Genomic DNA, 16,843 nt, shown 5'->3' with positions numbered 1-16,843 from the left:
CACCATTTAACAGCGGGAAACACCTATGTCCGAATTGCTGACCACCCCTCTTCATGCCTGGCACAAGAACAACGGGGCCAGAATGGTCCCTTTCGCGGGCTGGGACATGCCTGTCCAATATGTCGGCATCCTTGAAGAGCACAAACACACCAGAAGTCAGGCGTCCATCTTCGACATCTCCCACATGGGAGAGTTCCTGCTCGAAGGGCACGGCGCGACCGAAGCCCTGGCCTCTGTCGTGACCCACAACCTGGCCACGCTTGCTCCGGGGAAGTGCCGCTACGGCTTCCTCCTGAACGAAAAGGGCGGCGTGCTCGACGACCTCATCGTCTACCGGCTGGACACGGAAAAATACATGCTCGTGGTCAATGGCGCATGCATCGATTCCGATTTCGCCTGGATCAAAAGTCACCTCCCGGCAAACCTGACCCTGGTCAACCAGAGCTTCGACATCGCCAAGATCGACCTGCAGGGACCGGAATCATTTGACGTGCTGGCCCGCATCATGCCCGCGGACTGGAACAGCCTTGGCTATTTCGGATTCCGTGAAGTGGAATTCGAAGGATTCAAGGTCATTGTCAGCCGCACGGGCTACACGGGCGAACTGGGCTGCGAATTCTACCTGCCCTGGGGCAAGGCCGAGGTGCTGTGGGAGAAGCTGATGGCCGATGAAGCTGTCCGCCCGGCAGGCCTTGGCGCGCGCGACACCCTGCGCCTTGAGGTGGGGCTGCCCCTCTACGGCCAGGACCTGGACATGGACCACACCCCGGTGGAGGCAGGCTACGGAGGCATGCTCAAGAGCGAGGCCGATTACATCGGCAAATCAGGCCTTGGCAGCGTGCGCGAGAAGCTGATCGGCCTGTGTATCGACGGCCGCCGCAGCGCCCGCCATTACGACGAGGTTTATGCCGGCGAGGAGAAGGTCGGCATGGTCACCAGCGGCTCCATCGCGCCCAGCCTCGGCTATTGCGTGGCCATGGCCTTTGTGCGCGCGGACATGGCCGACACGGAGTCGTTTACGATCAAGGGGCCCCGGACCACCCTTGAAGCCGTCCGCGTGGACATGCCCTTCTACACCGCGGGCACGGCCCGCAGGAAGCTGGCCTAGGTGGCGCGTCTCAATTCCTTTTATCTGGCTCCCGCCCTGTGGCGGGAGCCTTTTTCCCTCGAAGGGGAAGAGTTCCACCACCTGACCCGCGTACTGCGCGCCAAGGCAGGGGAATCGGTTCGCCTTTTTGACGGCCGGGGCCGATGGGGTATTTTTTGCATCCGGGATCTGTCCAAGAAAAGCGCCAGTCTCCAGCGCCTGTCGGAGCAGACAGCCCCCGCCCCGGCCTGCCCGCTGATCCTGGCCGTGGGCTGGTCCAAGGGGCTGCGGCGGGGTTTTTTGCTGGAAAAAGCGGTGGAACTCGGCGCGGCGGAGGTCTGGCTATGGCAGGCGGCCCGCTCCCAGGGCGAGGTGCCCCAAGAAGGCAAGGACGGATGGGAAAGGCAGCTCACGGCTGCGGCCAAGCAGTGCGGCGCGAGCCGGCTGCCCCAAATCCGGACCTTTGCAGGACCCGCCGACGTCATCAGCGCCGCCGTTGATCTCGGATCCAAGGTGCTGTGCTGGGAACAGGAAGAGAACGGGTTCGTCGACCCCACGCTGCTGGCCCATCGCCGGGGCAGCATCGCGGTACTGGGGCCGGAAGGCGGCCTGGAACGAAAGGAAGCCGATCTTTTCCGGGAGCACGGCTTTGCCCCGGTGGGGCTTGGTCCGAACATCCTGCGCTTCGAGACCGCCGCCGTCCTGGTCCTGTCCCTGCACCTCTGGGCCGCCCAGCAGCACAGGCAAGCCCCCTAAAGCCTGGACATCCGTTCCAGCTCCTCTTCCAGAAAGCGGCGCAGGTCCATTTCAAGAGTCATGGCCCTGGAGTCATCGCCTGCGGTGCTGACCTTGAAGAATTCTGCGCAAAGGCCCCGCGCCTCCCGGCTCCAGATGCTGCTGAAGCCCTGCTTGCCACCCTCGTCGATGGTCGCCGGCACGAAATCCTCACCCCGCCAGGCATGGGACCAGTGGATCACGTACCAATAATGCAGCAGAAAGCGGTCCAGCAGAACAAAGATCCACTGCACGGTGTCCAGCGGACCGACCTGCACGCTGCGTCGTCCGATGCCCAGCCCCAGCACCTTGCCACGCACCAGCCGCTCTCCCTGAAGCAGGGCCGCGAGGCCGGCGGTGGCTCCGCCCACTGCGGCAAAAAGCCCCAGGCTGCTGCCCAGCGTGGCCAGATCCAGCGCAACTCCCGCCGCTCCTCCGGCGGCTACGGCCGCAGCCACGAGTTTGCCCTTGCTCAGGCCAAAAACAGTCCAGGTGGTGCGGGAAAAAAGATCCTGACGCAGGACCGACTGCTGCGGCAGCACAAAGGAACGGCTGTCATGGCGAAACTGCTGGCAGACCCGCTCGAGCAGCAGCTCCTCCTCCCGCCGGATCCTCTCCTCCAGACGCGTGACCAGGCGGGCCTCCACTTCGGCCCTGCGCTCCGGATCGGCAAGCTGCGCCGTCTCGACCATGCCGAGCACCCGCCGCAGGAAATCACAGACCAGGGCAGCGCACTCCGCGTTCCTGCGCTGCCAATCGCGCACAAAGGCATCCACCACCAGCCCCAGCGCGTCCTCCCAGTCCTGTTCCAGCGCGCGCAGGCTTTCGAGCAGGCGCATGCGCTCGGCAAAGGTCGCACGCAAGGCGTTGAAGGTCCGCACCATGTTGAAATGCTTGCGCAGCTCGGTCTTCCATTCCTCCAGAAACTGCTCCTCGCCGGTCTTGCAGTTGAGGATGGCCATGCGCGGCCTGCCGGTCAGGCGCAGAATCTCCATCTCGGCCTTGTCGACCTGGCGCAGAGGCCGTGAGGCGTCGAGCACATAGATGATCCCGGCCCCGTCCCGCACCGGAGTCAGCAATTCGCACTCGTGAGCCATGCCCGGATCGTCCCTGAATTCCGCCAGAAACGCCGCGAAAACCTCGCTTTCCGGCCCCCGGAATTTTCGCATCCAGCCCAGGGTCTGCACGGGGTTCTGAAAACCGGGGGTGTCCACGAAGGCGATGACGTCCTGTCCGTCGATGCTGACCGGGTAGGTCATGGACTCCACGGTCTCGCCCGGCCGAGGGCTGATGCGGATCTGGTCGTTCTCGACCAGGGTGGCCACCACGGAGGATTTTCCTTCGTTGGGATGACCGATAACGGCAAAAACGGGCATGGACTTCATGTGGTTGCTCCAAAAATATCGACGCGCAGCGGTGCCAGACGCGCGATGGCATCGGTCCAGACCTCCCGCTCGGCGTCATCGGGGGCGGTCAGCCAGTTTCCGCCGGACGGGCGGCCGCAAAAAACAAGAATCAGGCGCCGCCCGTCCGCCTGCCCAAGCAGCGTGAGGGCCTGCAGGTTCTCCCGGATGGGCGGCTGCCAGGCCTCGACAAGCACCACGAAACGCTCAAACCCGCCGGCCCAGTCCAGCCCGGCGCAGTCTTCCAGCACCTGCCGGACATCATCCGGATCAAGGGTAGCGGAAATGATGCGCCCAGCGGGATACCCACAGACCCGCCGGGTCAGGTCAAAGAGAAGATCATCTCCGATCCGGCCCACAAGCTCCGGCGGCAAAACCAGCACGCAGCCGACATTGCCCTGGGGCTGCAGGCCGGATTGCTCCGCGCCCGCGGCCGGCTTGACGCCAAGGGGCAAGGGCGCGGACGGGGTCTCTCCTGCCCTGGCCGAGCCGAGCAGCGGCGCCTGCATGCGATCAAGGATGCGCCCAAGGTCAGGATGGACAAACCGCTGCTCCGCGCGACGCAGCATCCAGTGGGCCGACACCAGCAAGAGAAATCTGGGCAGCAGGGCGTAAACCATCAGACACATGCACAAAAATGGCCACCAGGCGATAAGGTCCGCGCTGGCCAGGGCCTCGATGCCATCCTTCAAGATGATGCGGCTGCCCTCGATCTGGACCAGGGTCGGCACCAACCCCCACGTCGCAGGCAGCCAGGACCACGGCGCGGACAGAGTCGAGACGAGGCTATGCATGCCCTGCGCCCCGACCTGCAGGGTCGACTGCCAGCCGAATGCCAGATCCGTGACCGCGACACTGAGCGCAAGCCCCGACGCAGAGCCGAAAGCCACGCAAACGCCGCCCAGATGCATGATTCGCAGGCTCTCCCAACCCAGCATCCGCGCCGGCCAGCCCCGCTGCAGAAAAAGAGCGCGGATAAATCCGGCCTGGGGCGAAAGTTTGCCTGGTCTGCGCCAAATAAAATCGAACACGAAGTGAAGCGGAATGTGAAATTCGTTCCGGCGCAGCCTTCTCAATGCCAGGAGCCCTGCGGCAAGGAGGCTGAGCCCGGCCTGGGGAAAGACCGCCAGCAGCAGAAAAACGGAGACATTGACCGGCTGAACGCCCGAATACAGGAGCAGCGCACGCACCAGGGATATGCCCGCCAGCAGGCCGCCAAACCCGAACACAAGGCGCAGTACGACCAGGACCGAGCGTAGCGAACGCGAAGGCAGCCCCCCGGCGTCCGCGCGCCGGCGATGTTCCAGCCAGTATGCGGCGTGCAGCTTCAAAGGCACGGCCTCGGCTTTGGCCGCCAGGCCGATTTTTCGATCCCGGTCCAGGATTTCTCCGGGAGCCAGAATCCTGTCCTTTTCCAGGAACCATTCAAGGTCGAGATAGTCGCCAAGCCGCATGCCGTGTTTCATGACCAGCAGCCTTACCAGCACGCAGGCCTGTTGGCAAAAGAGAGAGCAGGGCAAAAATTGCGCTCTTGTCAAAAAAAACATGAAACGCTAGCGTGCACCGTCTCTGAAGAGACGCATCCCGGCCAGGCCGACGTTTCCACCTGTTGGAGCACTACTTCAAGGATTCGAATGTTTTCTACCCGCCGCAGCCTCAGCCTGCGCCTGATCATCTCAATGGGACTTTTGAGTCTGGCGGCCAGCACAATCCTGGCCGCCGTCCAGCTCCATTTCAAATACAAGAGCAACATTGCCGCCGTACACGAATCCCTTGACCTGGTGGCCTCCGGCGACCTCAAAAGCATCTCCGCGAGCCTGTGGCAACTCGACACCACCTTGCTGGACATCCAGCTGCACGGACTCGTCGCGCGGCCGAACTTCGTGCACGCAACCATTGTCCAATCCGGCAAGACCATCGCCGCTGCGGGCCGTGTCGACGCCAAAAGATCCATACGACGCGAATTCGACCTCACCTTTTCCTTCAACGATCAGCCGTATGAACTGGGCAAACTGGTGCTTGTGGCCTCGCTGGATGGGATCAGGGATCAGGTCGGCCGCGAATTCCTGGAAATTCTCTTTGGCGAGGCCATTGTCGCGCTGCTCATGGCCTCGGCCCTGCTTTTTCTTTTCCACCGCCAGGTGGGCATGCATCTGCACGCCCTGGCCGCCCGGGTCCGCGACATCTCCCCCGCCAACCTGGAACAACCCATCGCGCTTTGCAAAAGATACCGTGACGACGAGCTGGATCAGGTCACCGCGTCACTGGAAAAAATGCGGCGCGGACTCCTGGATGCGTTCACCAAGCTGAGCGAGGAAGTCGAAGAAAGGCGCATCGCCGAATCGCGGCTGTCCCAGGCCAAAGAGCAGGCCGAAAGCGCGACCCAGGCAAAGACCCAATTCCTGGCCAACATGAGCCATGAAATCCGCACGCCCATGAACGGAATCATGGGCATGCTCGAGCTGGCCATGGACAACTCCGACCCGGCAGTCATGCAAAAATATCTGCAGACGGCCATGCGCTCCTCGCGCAGCCTGCTGCGTCTTCTGAACGACATTCTCGACCTCTCCCGGCTCGAAGCCTCTCGCATGCCCGTGGTGGAAGAGCCTTTCAACATTCGTGAGCTCATGGAAGAATTGACGGACAGCTTCCAGGCCGTGGTCCTGGACCGGGGCCTTGCACTGCGCAGCACGGTCGATGAGAATGTTCCCCCATTCCTGCTCGGAGACAGCGTGCGCATCCGGCAGATCCTGACCAACCTCATCGGCAACGCGGTCAAATTCACCCTGCGGGGCAAGGTCGAGATCCGCGTTTCCAGCCTGACTCCGGCCAGATCCGGCGCGCACCGCATCTACATCGAGGTGGAAGACACGGGCGTAGGCATTCCCGACCAGGCCCAGACCGGCCTGTTCGCGCCCTTTGCGCAGGCCGACTCGACCCAGACCCGAAAATTCGAGGGCTCGGGCCTGGGCCTCAGCATCACGCAGCAGCTTGTCGTACTGCTGGGCGGGTCCCTCGCCTTTGAATCGAGCCCGCACGGATCGCTCTTTGCCGTTTGCCTGCCCTTGCACCCCGCGACGCAGCAGCCGCCCCGGCACGAGCCGCCAATCCAATCCGAAACAGAGCCGCCCATGTCTGCCTTGAAGGTGCTCGTGGCCGAAGACAACCCCGTCAACAGCCTCATCGCCATGAAATTTCTGGAAGCCATGAACCACGAGCCCACCCTGGCCACAACCGGACAGGAAGTGCTTGAATTCATGCGCAGCGAATCTTTCGACCTGGTGCTCATGGACATCCAGATGCCTGAAATGGACGGATTGGAAGCGACCCGCATCATCCGCTCCTGGCCCGAATCCGAGGGCGGAAAGACTCCCATCGTGGCCATGACCGCCCACGCATTCTCCTCCGACAGCGATCGCTTCATGGCCGCCGGCATGAACGGGCACCTGCCCAAGCCCATCTCCCGCCGGGACCTGGAACGGTTTCTGCGCTCACTACCCGGACCGCGGCAGACATGACCGGCGCGCACACCATGTTCCGCCCTCCGGCGGAAGCCGGCAGCGTGCTCATCCGGGTGGCCGATGGGTGCCCGCACAATTCCTGCGCTTTTTGCGCCATGTACAGGGGCATTCCCTACCGCGTGCACGACCAGGAGACCATAAGCCGGCGCGTCGCCCTGGCTGCCGCGCAGCACCCCGAGGCACGGCGGATTTTCCTGGCCGACGGTGATGCGCTGGCCCTTCCCGCCCAGCTGCTGGAAATGATCCTGACGCAGGCGCGCACGGCCTTTCCGAGACTCGCACGGGTCAACTGCTATGCCTCCGGGCAGGCCCTGGCGGGAAAAAGCGATGCGGACCTGGCGCGGCTGCGCAAGAACGGCCTGCACACGCTGTATCTCGGCCTTGAGAGCGGCTCGGAGGAGGTTCTTCGCCGCATGGCCAAAGGCGGCACGGTCCGCGAAATGATCGCGGGCTGCATCCGCGCCCAAAGCGCGGGCCTGTCCGTGTCGGTCATGGTGCTCATCGGCATCGGCGGGCAGGAACTGTCCGCGCTGCATGCCCGGCAGACCGCGGAAGCGCTGAACGCCATGCAGCCCGCCCTCCTGTCCTGCCTGCGTCTGGTTCCCATCAGGGACACCGCGCTTGCACGCAGCATCGCGGACAAACGTTTCAGGCAGCTCACGGAGGAGCAGTCCGTGCGCGAACTGCGCGACATCCTGCTGGACCTTGATCTTGTCAGAACGGTGTTCCGGGCCGATCACAGCTCCAATATCCTGCCCCTTTCCGGCAGGCTGCCCCGGGACAAAGGCAGGCTTCTCAAAGAACTGGACGAGCTGCTTGAGTGCGGGGCGCTGGACCAAAACACCCCCGGAGCAATGCCTGCCCTGCTCTAGGCTGCTCCTGAACCCATGCGTTTTTTCGTGGCGGACCGCGCACAACCCTTTGATTCCTGAACCGGTTTGCTTCAATTCTTGCTTTTTTTCGCATATCCGGACATGCAAAAAGGCCTGCGCAACCGTAAAAAAGGGCCGCGCGGCAATGCGCCGGAACACGGCCCCTTTTTCGCCTCTGCGAAGCACTCAGCGGACAATCCCGCATGCGAGGCGGCAGTCATTCACCCGACCGGAACAACCTTGAGCGAGACAGAAGATGATCGACCTGTTTTCATTTCAGGCCTCTGATAATCCGCTACGGCAGATATCCCTGGCCTTCTTCAATTCCGGCGGACACCAGCCTGAAGAAAGCCGCATCGTGACCACGGCGGTCCTGGTCGGGGCGGTCATCCTTGCCTACCTCATCTGGAAACGCTTTGGGGGGGGCGCGCCCTGGAACCGGCAGTCCGGAGCCACCGTCGTGCCGAGGGACATCTCCTCCATTCTGGAACAGGCCATGGTCCTGCGTAGCCGCATCGACATGAGCTTTCACCCCATAACCACCTCCCGCCAGACCATCTCGTGCACGCTTTTCGAGCTGGCGGACACGGGCATCACCCTGGAGATGCCCATCGGCGTGAATCCCTCCGATGCCTGGGTAGGCAAACTCATGGTCTGCTATTTCCGCATCCCCCGGGAAAACAAGCAACCCTACTACTATACTTTCGTTTCCCAGGTGACCGGCGTGTGGAAAAAAGGAGACATCTCCTATGTTATCCTCGGCATCCCCGCCAAGGTCGAACTGGGCCAGAAACGCAAGCATCTCAGGCTGGAACTGCCCCCCAAGGACATTAAAGATTTTCGCATCTGGCCGGCAACCGAGGACGGGAGCTTTCATTTCGAAACCGACCCGAAAAACTGGCCCGAACCCCTGGCCGTCTACATCCGTGAAGACCCCAGCAAATTAAAGGTGCTTGACCTTTCCGGCGGAGGCATCAAACTCTCCTTCGACCCGCACCTCTATGACGGGCTGGATGATTTCGTGGCCAGAAATCCGGTCCTGTTCATGCGCCTGGAGCTTGAACAGACAGACGACATGGAATTTCCGCCGTACTTCATGGCGGCCAGGCTGCGCACCAAGCTCCAGGACCCTGCCCTGGGGGTCATGATGCTTGGCTATGAGTTCGTGGAGTGCTGCTCGACCGACGGCTCGGAAACCATCGACTGGGTCAAGATCGATCCCGAACGCGGCATCGACGATCTGGTGACCTGGGTTTTCAAGCGCCACCTGGAGCTTTACCGGGAACGGGAAATTGTTTAGACGAGCATGCGTTTTTAACCTGTAAACCTTCCCTTGGAGGACAACGTATCTATGGACGAGGGCCCTGACAGTCGACTTTGGACCACACTTCGACGCTTTTTTTCACGCAGAGGCGAATGCCATCTGGAAGAAGCCATACAAGAGGCCAAGGACGGCGGTGAACTGCAGAACGACGAAATGTCCATGCTTTTAAACGTTCTGCAGCTTGATGACAAACAAGCATACGAAATCATGGTTCCACGCACGGACATCGTCTGTGCCGAAATCGACGAAACAATCACGGAAGTCGCCAGAAAATTCTTTGAAAGCGGGCACTCACGACTGCCCATCTACAAGGAAACCAAGGATCAGATAGTAGGCGTACTGCACTGCAAAGAATTGCTGCGCTTTTTTGTCGGCGACGAAGAGGCCCCGACGGACCTGGCTTCCGTCCTGCGGCCGCCATATTTCATCCCGGAAACCAAGAACGTCAAAAACATCCTGCTTGATTTCCAGAGCAACAAACAGCACATGGCCATTGTACTGGACGAGTATGGTGGAACGGCGGGCCTGGTCACGCTGGAAGACGTTCTGGAAGAAATCGTCGGCGACATCGAGGACGAATACGATCCCATACGCCCCGAGGACATCCAGCCCATAGACGAAGGTTCGTTCCTCGTTTCCGGACGGACCATCCTCGAGGACCTGCACGAGGAATGCGGCATCCTGCTGGAATCTGAGCAGGTCGAAACCGTGGGCGGGTATATCAGCGAACAGCTCGGCCGTGTTCCCGAGACCGACGAATCCCTGGAACTGCAGGGCTACACGTTTCTCATCAAGGAAGCCGATGTCAAACAGATCCAATGGGTTATTGTCTCCAAACCAGCGTCCTGATTCTTTGCACCGTTTCGGCCCCATGGGCATGGCCCTGGTTGGGGCCTGGTTCGGCTTCGCCAACCCGCTTCTGCACTTTCCCTTGGCCATCCTGCTTCTGCCCGCGGCGCTTATCCTGACGACGCTGCGGGCTCAAAGCTTTGCCCAGGCCTTCAAAAACGGATTTCTGACCGCGCTGCCCGGCTATGCCGCCAGCCTTTACTGGCTGGCAATCCCCGTCCACGATCACGGTGGGCTGCCCTGGGCGCTGGCCCTGCCTTGCCCGGTCCTGGTCGGCGCCCTGCTCGCCGCCTACGCCGGCCTGTTCTGCATGGGCATGCACCTGATCAGGCACCGGATCTCCCATCTTTTGGCCATGCTCGCCTCGGGCCTCTTGTGGGCCAGCCTGGAACTGCTCCGCAACCACTTTCTGACCGGCTTCTCATGGTTGACCCTGGCCCAGGCCATGGCGCCCTGGCCTCAAACCCTGGGCCTGGCAGCCTGGATCGGCGGCTTCGGGCTGTCCGCGCTGCTGGTCGGCATGAGCCATTGCCTTGTCCTTGGCAGGGGTTTTACGCGTCTGGCCGTGCTGCCCCTGGCCGGCCTGTGCCTGCTGCCCGCGCTGACGCGCTCCCCCCAGATCCCGGCGGCCACGGCCTCGGTATCCATGATCCAAGGCAATATCGATCAAAGCCTCAAATGGGATGAGGGCATGCAGGCGGGCATCCTCGGGACGTACCTTGACCTTTCGTTCAAGGCCGTCGCCGAAAACGCGCCGGACCTTGTCGTCTGGCCGGAAACAGCCATGCCCTTCTATTTTCAGGACCCTTCCGACCTGACCACGGGCATGCGCCTGGGCGTGTCGCGGATGCAGGTGCCGGTCCTGGCCGGAGCGCCCGCCTACTCCATTCCCGACGGACCCGGAGCGCCCCAGTATGTCCTACACAACCGCGCCTACCTGCTGAGCGCAAACGGGGAGTCCCTGGCCTTTTATGACAAGGAGCACCTTGTCCCGTTCGGCGAATACGTGCCCTTGGGCAAATGGCTGCCCTTCATCACCAAGCTGGTGCCCGGACAATTCGAATTCAAGCCCGGCCGCAACACCGAGCCGCTCAAAACCGGCCCGCTGGCCATGGGCCTTCTTATCTGCTATGAAGCAATCTTTCCGGAACTGGCCCAGAAGCAAGTCGAACTCGGTGCCAACGTGCTCGTCAATATCAGCAACGACGCATGGTTCGGCCGCTCGTCGGCGCCGTGGCAGCACCTGCATCTCTCCATTCTGCGCGCCGTGGAACAGAACCGGGCCATTATCCGCGCCACCAACTCCGGGGTGAGCGCCTTTATCGGACCCGATGGCAGCCTGCGCGGGCCAACAGCCCTCTTCACGACCAAGATCGCGCACGACCCAGCCATACCGCTCTTGACAGAGACGACCTTTTACCACGAACATTTCTTTTTCATTCACATGACCTTTCCCATGCTGGCGTCTGCCCTCCTCGGGATTCTTTGGCGGACAGGTCGAAAAAATCACACGTAACCGAGAACATCATGCTGCAATATTCAGAACTTAAGGCCCAGGCCGCGCAACTGGACGAACGCTTCACCGACTTCTGGAGGCGGCTTTGACCTGCGCAGGAACAAGGAACGCCTGAATGAGATCGAAAAGCAGATCTCATCGCCCGGAGCATGGGACAAGCCCGAACTGCTGACCCCGGTGCTGCAGGAGAAGACCCAGCTTGAAAGCCGGGTCGATGAGTGGGAAGCCCTCCTGCAAGCCAGGGACAACGCGCTGGAATGGGTCGAGATGGCCTCCACCGAACAGACCCAGGAGATGCTGCAGGCCCTGGAGGAAGCCCTGGAGGAAATGAGCGCCAAGCTCGAAGCCGCCCAGATGCGGACCCTGCTCAGCGATCCGGAGGATGTGAGCGAGGCCATCCTCGAAATTCATCCCGGCGCCGGAGGCACCGAGTCCCAGGACTGGGCCGAAATGCTGCTGCGCATGTACCGCCGGTTCGCCGAACGCGTGGGCTTCAAGGTCGAGCTTCTGGACCTGCTGCCTGGCGACGAGGCGGGCATCAAGAGCGTGACCCTGCACATCCACGGACCCTATGCCTACGGCCAGCTCAAAGGCGAAAAAGGGACCCATCGCCTGATCCGCATTTCGCCCTTCGACTCCAGCGGACGGCGACACACCTCCTTCGCCTCCGTCGACGTATATCCCGACGCAGGCCAGGACATCGAAATCGAGATCCGGGACGAGGACGTCCGCGTCGACATCTTCCGCTCCAGCGGACCAGGAGGACAGTCCGTGAACACGACAGACTCGGCGGTGCGCGTGACGCACATTCCCACCGGGCTGGTGGCCCAGTGCCAGAACGAAAAATCCCAGCACAAGAACAAGGAGGCGGCCATGAAAGTCCTGAAAGCCCGCCTTTACGAACTCGAGCTGCAAAAAATCGCAAGCGAACGGCAGGCCGAATATGTTGCCAAGGGAGCCATCGCGTTCGGTTCCCAGATCAGGACCTACACCCTGCAGCCCTACCGTCTGGTCAAGGACCACCGCACAGGCACGGACACCAGCAACGTCGACTCGGTGCTCGACGGCAACATTGACGCATTCATACACAATTATCTTTTGTACCTGCATGGCAAATCATAATCTTCCTCCTGACGAGGCGCTGCTGGGCGAACTTGAGGTCCTGGAACAGGAATTGCGGCTTTCCCCGGTCATTTCCGGGGTGGCCGCCCTGGTTCGATTGATCCGCTCCGATCCGTCCTGGCCCGAACGGCTGCGCCAGAAGAATCTGGGGAATTGGGTCGTCGTGCCCCTGCACGGCGACAAATTTCCGGCGCTGGTGCGGCTCAAGGAACACATCGAGCACCTGACCGTCTTGCAGGGCCTGGATCCATTGACCGGCCTGGCCAACCGCCGGGGATTCGACCAGACCATGGTCATGGAGGTCGAACGCTCTTCGCGCTTCAAGACGCCACTGACGCTGTGCATCATGGACCTGGACAACTTCAAGGCCGTCAACGACACCTACGGACACCCCTGCGGAGACGATGTCATCAAAACCGTGGCGTCAATCTTGCTTAACGAAATGAGAATGATCGACACGGCGGCCCGCATCGGTGGCGAGGAGTTCGCCCTGCTGCTGCCCGGCACGGGACTGGCCCGGGCCTTGAAGCTGCTGCAGCGCATCCAGTCGATCATTCAGGCGACCAGAATCACGTGCGGCGACGCACGGCTCACCATGACCATGTCCATGGGTGTGGCAAGCTATCGGGGCAAACTGACCCCTGATCCGGTCAAGCTGCTGGCCGAGGCGGACAAGGCCTTGTACCGCGCCAAGCGGACCGGAAAGAACAGGATCGAGACCTCGCCCATCCTGGACCTCGGCTATGGCGAGGAACAGTCACTGGTGCACCAGAACGAAAAACGCTTTCTTTTTTCCTCATTCTCCGACCCTTCTTCAGGCGCGGAGTAGAACAAGGACCGATATGACAGAAGCCAATACGACACTCAGCATCGCCGTTGCCAGCGGCAAAGGCGGCGTAGGCAAGACCAATCTCGCCCTGAACCTCTGCTTTGCCCTGCATGACCTCGGCAATTCCCTTATCCTGCTGGACGCCGACCTGGGACTGGCCAACCTGGACGTGCTCCTTGGCCTCTCCCCTGAAAAAAACCTGCAGGATCTGCTCGGTGATGCCTCGGCCGAAAACGTGGTCATCCCCCTGGCCGGAGACGGACTCGTCCTGCTGCCTTCCGCCTCCGGAGTGGCCGAGCTGGTGGAGATGGACGAGGACGTGCAGAGTTTGCTGCTGGGCAAGCTCGACGCCCTGTTCAGACGCTACAACTTCCTGGTCCTTGATCTGGGCGCCGGCATCAGCCCGACGGTGCTTTCATTCGCGGCCATGCCTCAGGAGCGGATCGTGGTCATCACCCCTGAACCCACGTCCCTGACCGACAGCTATGCCCTGATCAAGGTGCTTTTCACCCAGCATCAGATCAAGAATTTCCAGGTCATCGTAAACATGGCCGAATCGCACAAAGAGGCCAAAAACGCCTACGAGCGCCTGGCCCAGGCCTGCGGGCATTTCCTGAACCTGCCCATCAGCCTGCTTGGCGTGGTGCACCGCGACCCCATGGTCACGGAGTCCGTCCGGCATCAGGTCCCGCTGCTGAAATTCGCGCCCGGCTGTCAGGCTGCCCAGGACATCCGCGAAATCGCAAAAAAGATCATGGACCGCCGAACCCGGCTCAAAGATCTCATCTCCCGCAGCCCAATCCTCAAACCCCTGATCTGAAGAGGCTCCCGTGCACATACGCGTCCATGCCGCGCTCTGGCTTGTCCTGGCCCTTGGCCTCCTTTCGCCGGCCCTGGCCGGGGCTGAAACAACCATCCTCTTTACCGCCAACAGCCTGGGTGAATTCGATCCCTGTCCCAGCTGAGGGGGGAAAACCTACGGGGGGTTGGCCCGGCGGGCCACCAGTTTCAAAGCCGCACGCGAAGGTGCAAACACCATCATTGTCAGCGGCGGATACGAGTTTTCCCCTTTCGGCCTGGAGAGGGACAGGCACCCTTCCATCATTTTCAAGCTCAAGAAAGCCTACGACCTGCTCGGCTACGACATCGCGCTGCGCGCTCCCAACGACGCAACGGTCTTTGAACATGCAGGCTTGGAAGCCGGGCCGGTGTGGAGCGGCCCTTTGGGCGAGCCGAAGCTGGTCGTCAAGAACGTGCCGGACGGCAGCCTGGCCTTTGTCCTTTTCCCGGACAGCGGCCAGCCCGACCCGGACATTGAAAGGAAGGCCGCCGATTTCGCCGAATCGCTGCGCACGAACGGCAAGCACAATCTGATCATCGGGGTCAGCACCTGGGGAGCGAACCGGGAGCAGGACTTCATTGACCGCCACGGCGCGGCTTTCGACATCATTCTCGGATCGGGGCAGGGCCCGGGCTATACAGCGCTCTACCTGCGCGACAACTCGCTGCTCTGGACGCGGGCCTTCACCAAAGGCAGAAGCATCCTCAGTGTGACCATCCCCACGCTGCCGGCGCCCGGCACAAAGATGGTCTGGGAACCGCAAACGACGGTTTTCACCGAGTCTGTGCCCCTTGGCGGAACGGTCGCCGCGGACCCGACAATCAACGCCATCTTCAACCCCTAGCCAATTTCTTGCATTTTGGCGCAATTCCCCATAATTCGACACTCATAATACATTTTTTCAGGGAACACTCATGACCATTTTCACCGGCCCGACCCAGTTTTTTTACAAGATGCAAGGCAGCGGCAACGACTTCATCGTCATCGACAACCGCGCCAAGACCATCTCCCCCGAGGACATGCCCCGCTGGGCCAAAACGCTGTGCCCTCACGCTTTCAGCATCGGCGCCGACGGCATCATATTTCTGGAAATTGACGACTCCGGGCAGGCCGCAACGCGTTGGCACTTTTTCAATGCCGACGGCTCCAGGGCCGAGATGTGCGGCAACGGGTCGCGCTGCGCCACCCTCCTGGCCTACATGCTGGGCATGGCCCCGGCCAAACACCTCATGCTCACCGATGCGGGCACGGTGCACGCACAAGTCTTCCCCGAGGCAGGCGAAGTGGACGTGCAGCTGACCCCGGCGCGGGACATGGCCCTGAACTTCACCCTTGATCTGGACGACCGAACCTTTGCAGCCCATTTCGCCAACACCGGCGTCCCGCACGCGGTCATAGTCACGCCCGACGTCAAGAGCATCGACGTGAAAGGGCTTGGAGCCAAGGTCCGCTATCACGACCACTTCGCCCCGGCCGGAACCAACGCCAACTTCATCCAGGTCGTCAGCCGAGGCGAGCTTCTGCTGCGCACCTACGAACGCGGCGTGGAGAGCGAAACCTATGCCTGCGGCACGGGCGCTGCGGCCTCCGTGGCCGTGGCCCACGCGCTGGGTCTGTGCGAATCCAAGGCCAAAGTGACCACTTCGGGTGGCGAGGTGCTTGAGATCAGCGTTCACGGCTCGGATATTTTCCTGCGCGGCAAAGCCCAACTCGTCTACAAGGGCGAGTTCTGCCCCGCCGCCTTGGGCCTCTAAGGCTTCAGACGGCCAGCGTATCAACCACAGCCCCAATCCGGGAGGAAACGATGCAATTCAAAGGAGCGTTTACAGCCCTGGTCACCCCGTTTTCAAACGGCCAGCTTGACGAAGAAGCCTATCGAAAACTGATCGAATGGCAGATCCAAAGCGGGATCAACGGCGTAGTGCCTTGCGGCACCACCGGAGAGTCCGCCACCATGAGCCACGACGAACACAAACGGGTGATCCGAATTTGCGTGGACCAGGTCAAGGGCCGGGTGCCGGTCCTGGCCGGAGCCGGATCGAACAACACTGCCGAGGCGGTGGAACTGACCCGCTTCGCCAAGGAAGCGGGAGCCGACGGCGCGCTGCTCATCACGCCCTACTACAACAAGCCGACCCAGGAAGGCCTTTACCAGCACTTCAAGCGCATCGCCGAAGAAGTGTCCATGCCCTTCATCCTGTACAACGTTCCGGGCCGCACCAGTGTCAACCTACTTCCGCCCACGGTGGCCAGGCTGAACAAGGACATCCCTGACGTGGTCGGCATCAAGGAAGCCACAGGCGATCTGAATCAGGTGTCGCAGGTCCTGGAATTCTGCGGACCCGACTTCCAGGTGCTCTCCGGCGACGACTTCACGGTGCTGCCCCTTTTGTCCGTGGGCGGCTGCGGCGTCATCTCGGTGGTCTCGAACATTCTGCCCGACAAGATGAGCGCGCTCTGCTCCGCCTGGTTTGCGGCCGATCTGCCCAAAGCGCGGGAGATGCACTACCTGCTGGCGTCGTTCTCCCGCATGATGTTCATTGAAACCAACCCCATTCCGGTCAAGACGGCCCTCTCCCTCATGGGCCGCATCAACCTTGAGATGCGCCTCCCGCTGACCCCCATGAGCCCGGCCAACAGCGAAACCCTGCGCGGGTTCCTGGCGGACAAGAAACTGATCTGATCCTTTAGCGCACGACATGAAA

At 61.6% G+C, this 16,843-nt stretch carries 15 protein-coding genes; 13 read left to right on the top strand and 2 right to left on the bottom strand.

Annotated elements, in window-relative coordinates:
• Positions 1-25 precede the first annotated feature (25 nt).
• Together gcvT and DBAC_RS03390 are read left to right on the top strand one after the other, a co-directional pair.
• The gene (gene gcvT, locus DBAC_RS03395) at positions 26-1,108 is read left to right on the top strand and encodes a glycine cleavage system aminomethyltransferase GcvT (protein ID WP_015772885.1); all 1,083 of its coding nucleotides are present in this window, start codon (positions 26-28) and stop codon (positions 1,106-1,108) included.
• Positions 1,109-1,843: a 16S rRNA (uracil(1498)-N(3))-methyltransferase gene (locus DBAC_RS03390; protein ID WP_015772884.1), complete on the top strand. Its 735-nt coding sequence runs from the start codon at positions 1,109-1,111 to the stop codon at positions 1,841-1,843.
• Here the strand turns inward: DBAC_RS03390 and DBAC_RS03385 are convergent.
• Together DBAC_RS03385 and DBAC_RS03380 are read right to left on the bottom strand one after the other, a co-directional pair.
• Positions 1,840-3,246: a GTPase/DUF3482 domain-containing protein gene (locus DBAC_RS03385; protein WP_015772883.1), complete on the bottom strand. Its 1,407-nt coding sequence runs from the start codon at positions 3,244-3,246 to the stop codon at positions 1,840-1,842. The genes DBAC_RS03390 and DBAC_RS03385 overlap by 4 nt on opposite strands.
• The gene (locus tag DBAC_RS03380) at positions 3,243-4,751 is read right to left on the bottom strand and encodes a DUF2868 domain-containing protein (RefSeq protein ID WP_015772882.1); all 1,509 of its coding nucleotides are present in this window, start codon (positions 4,749-4,751) and stop codon (positions 3,243-3,245) included. Before DBAC_RS03380 ends, DBAC_RS03385 begins: the two co-directional genes overlap by 4 nt.
• 147 nt (positions 4,752-4,898) lie before the next feature.
• Between DBAC_RS03380 and DBAC_RS17590 the strand changes: the two genes are divergently transcribed.
• From DBAC_RS17590 to dapA, 11 genes are all read left to right on the top strand, one after another.
• Positions 4,899-6,782: an ATP-binding protein gene (locus tag DBAC_RS17590; protein ID WP_015772881.1), complete on the top strand. Its 1,884-nt coding sequence runs from the start codon at positions 4,899-4,901 to the stop codon at positions 6,780-6,782.
• Positions 6,779-7,657, top strand: coding sequence for a radical SAM protein (locus DBAC_RS03370; protein WP_015772880.1), 879 nt, complete (start codon positions 6,779-6,781; stop codon positions 7,655-7,657). The genes DBAC_RS17590 and DBAC_RS03370 overlap by 4 nt, the downstream gene beginning before the upstream one ends.
• Before the next feature lie 256 nt (positions 7,658-7,913).
• Entirely contained in the window at positions 7,914-8,957 is a 1,044-nt protein-coding gene (locus DBAC_RS03365; protein ID WP_015772879.1) for a PilZ domain-containing protein, read from the top strand.
• Between the two features lie 51 nt (positions 8,958-9,008).
• The gene (locus DBAC_RS03360) at positions 9,009-9,830 is read left to right on the top strand and encodes a hemolysin family protein (protein WP_015772878.1); all 822 of its coding nucleotides are present in this window, start codon (positions 9,009-9,011) and stop codon (positions 9,828-9,830) included.
• Positions 9,784-11,346, top strand: coding sequence for an apolipoprotein N-acyltransferase (lnt, locus tag DBAC_RS03355; protein ID WP_015772877.1), 1,563 nt, complete (start codon positions 9,784-9,786; stop codon positions 11,344-11,346). Before DBAC_RS03360 ends, lnt begins: the two co-directional genes overlap by 47 nt.
• Positions 11,347-11,357: 11 nt before the next feature.
• A protein-coding gene (gene prfB, locus DBAC_RS03350; protein ID WP_015772876.1) for a peptide chain release factor 2 occupies positions 11,358-12,468 on the top strand; the annotation gives its coding sequence in 2 pieces (ribosomal slippage) (positions 11,358-11,432 and positions 11,434-12,468; 1,110 coding nt in all).
• The gene (locus tag DBAC_RS03345; RefSeq protein WP_015772875.1) at positions 12,455-13,297 is read left to right on the top strand and encodes a GGDEF domain-containing protein; all 843 of its coding nucleotides are present in this window, start codon (positions 12,455-12,457) and stop codon (positions 13,295-13,297) included. The genes prfB and DBAC_RS03345 overlap by 14 nt, the downstream gene beginning before the upstream one ends.
• 13 nt (positions 13,298-13,310) lie before the next feature.
• Positions 13,311-14,117, top strand: a complete 807-nt coding sequence (locus DBAC_RS03340) for a MinD/ParA family protein (protein ID WP_015772874.1) — start codon at positions 13,311-13,313, stop codon at positions 14,115-14,117.
• Positions 14,118-14,127: 10 nt separating this feature from the next.
• The gene (locus DBAC_RS03335; protein ID WP_435050780.1) at positions 14,128-14,982 is read left to right on the top strand and encodes a UshA-like (seleno)protein family 2; all 855 of its coding nucleotides are present in this window, start codon (positions 14,128-14,130) and stop codon (positions 14,980-14,982) included.
• Between the two features lie 70 nt (positions 14,983-15,052).
• Entirely contained in the window at positions 15,053-15,892 is an 840-nt protein-coding gene (gene dapF, locus DBAC_RS03330) for a diaminopimelate epimerase (RefSeq protein ID WP_015772871.1), read from the top strand.
• A gap of 50 nt (positions 15,893-15,942) precedes the next feature.
• Positions 15,943-16,821 carry a 4-hydroxy-tetrahydrodipicolinate synthase gene (gene dapA, locus DBAC_RS03325; RefSeq protein ID WP_015772870.1) on the top strand — a complete coding sequence of 293 codons (879 nt, stop codon included), beginning with the start codon at positions 15,943-15,945 and terminating at the stop codon, positions 16,819-16,821.
• Positions 16,822-16,843 lie beyond the last annotated feature (22 nt).

This window comes from Desulfomicrobium baculatum DSM 4028 (genome assembly GCF_000023225.1).
Taxonomy (GTDB): domain Bacteria; phylum Desulfobacterota; class Desulfovibrionia; order Desulfovibrionales; family Desulfomicrobiaceae; genus Desulfomicrobium; species Desulfomicrobium baculatum.
Note: the sequence above shows the minus strand (reverse complement) of the source record. Positions and strands in the feature narration are given on the sequence as shown.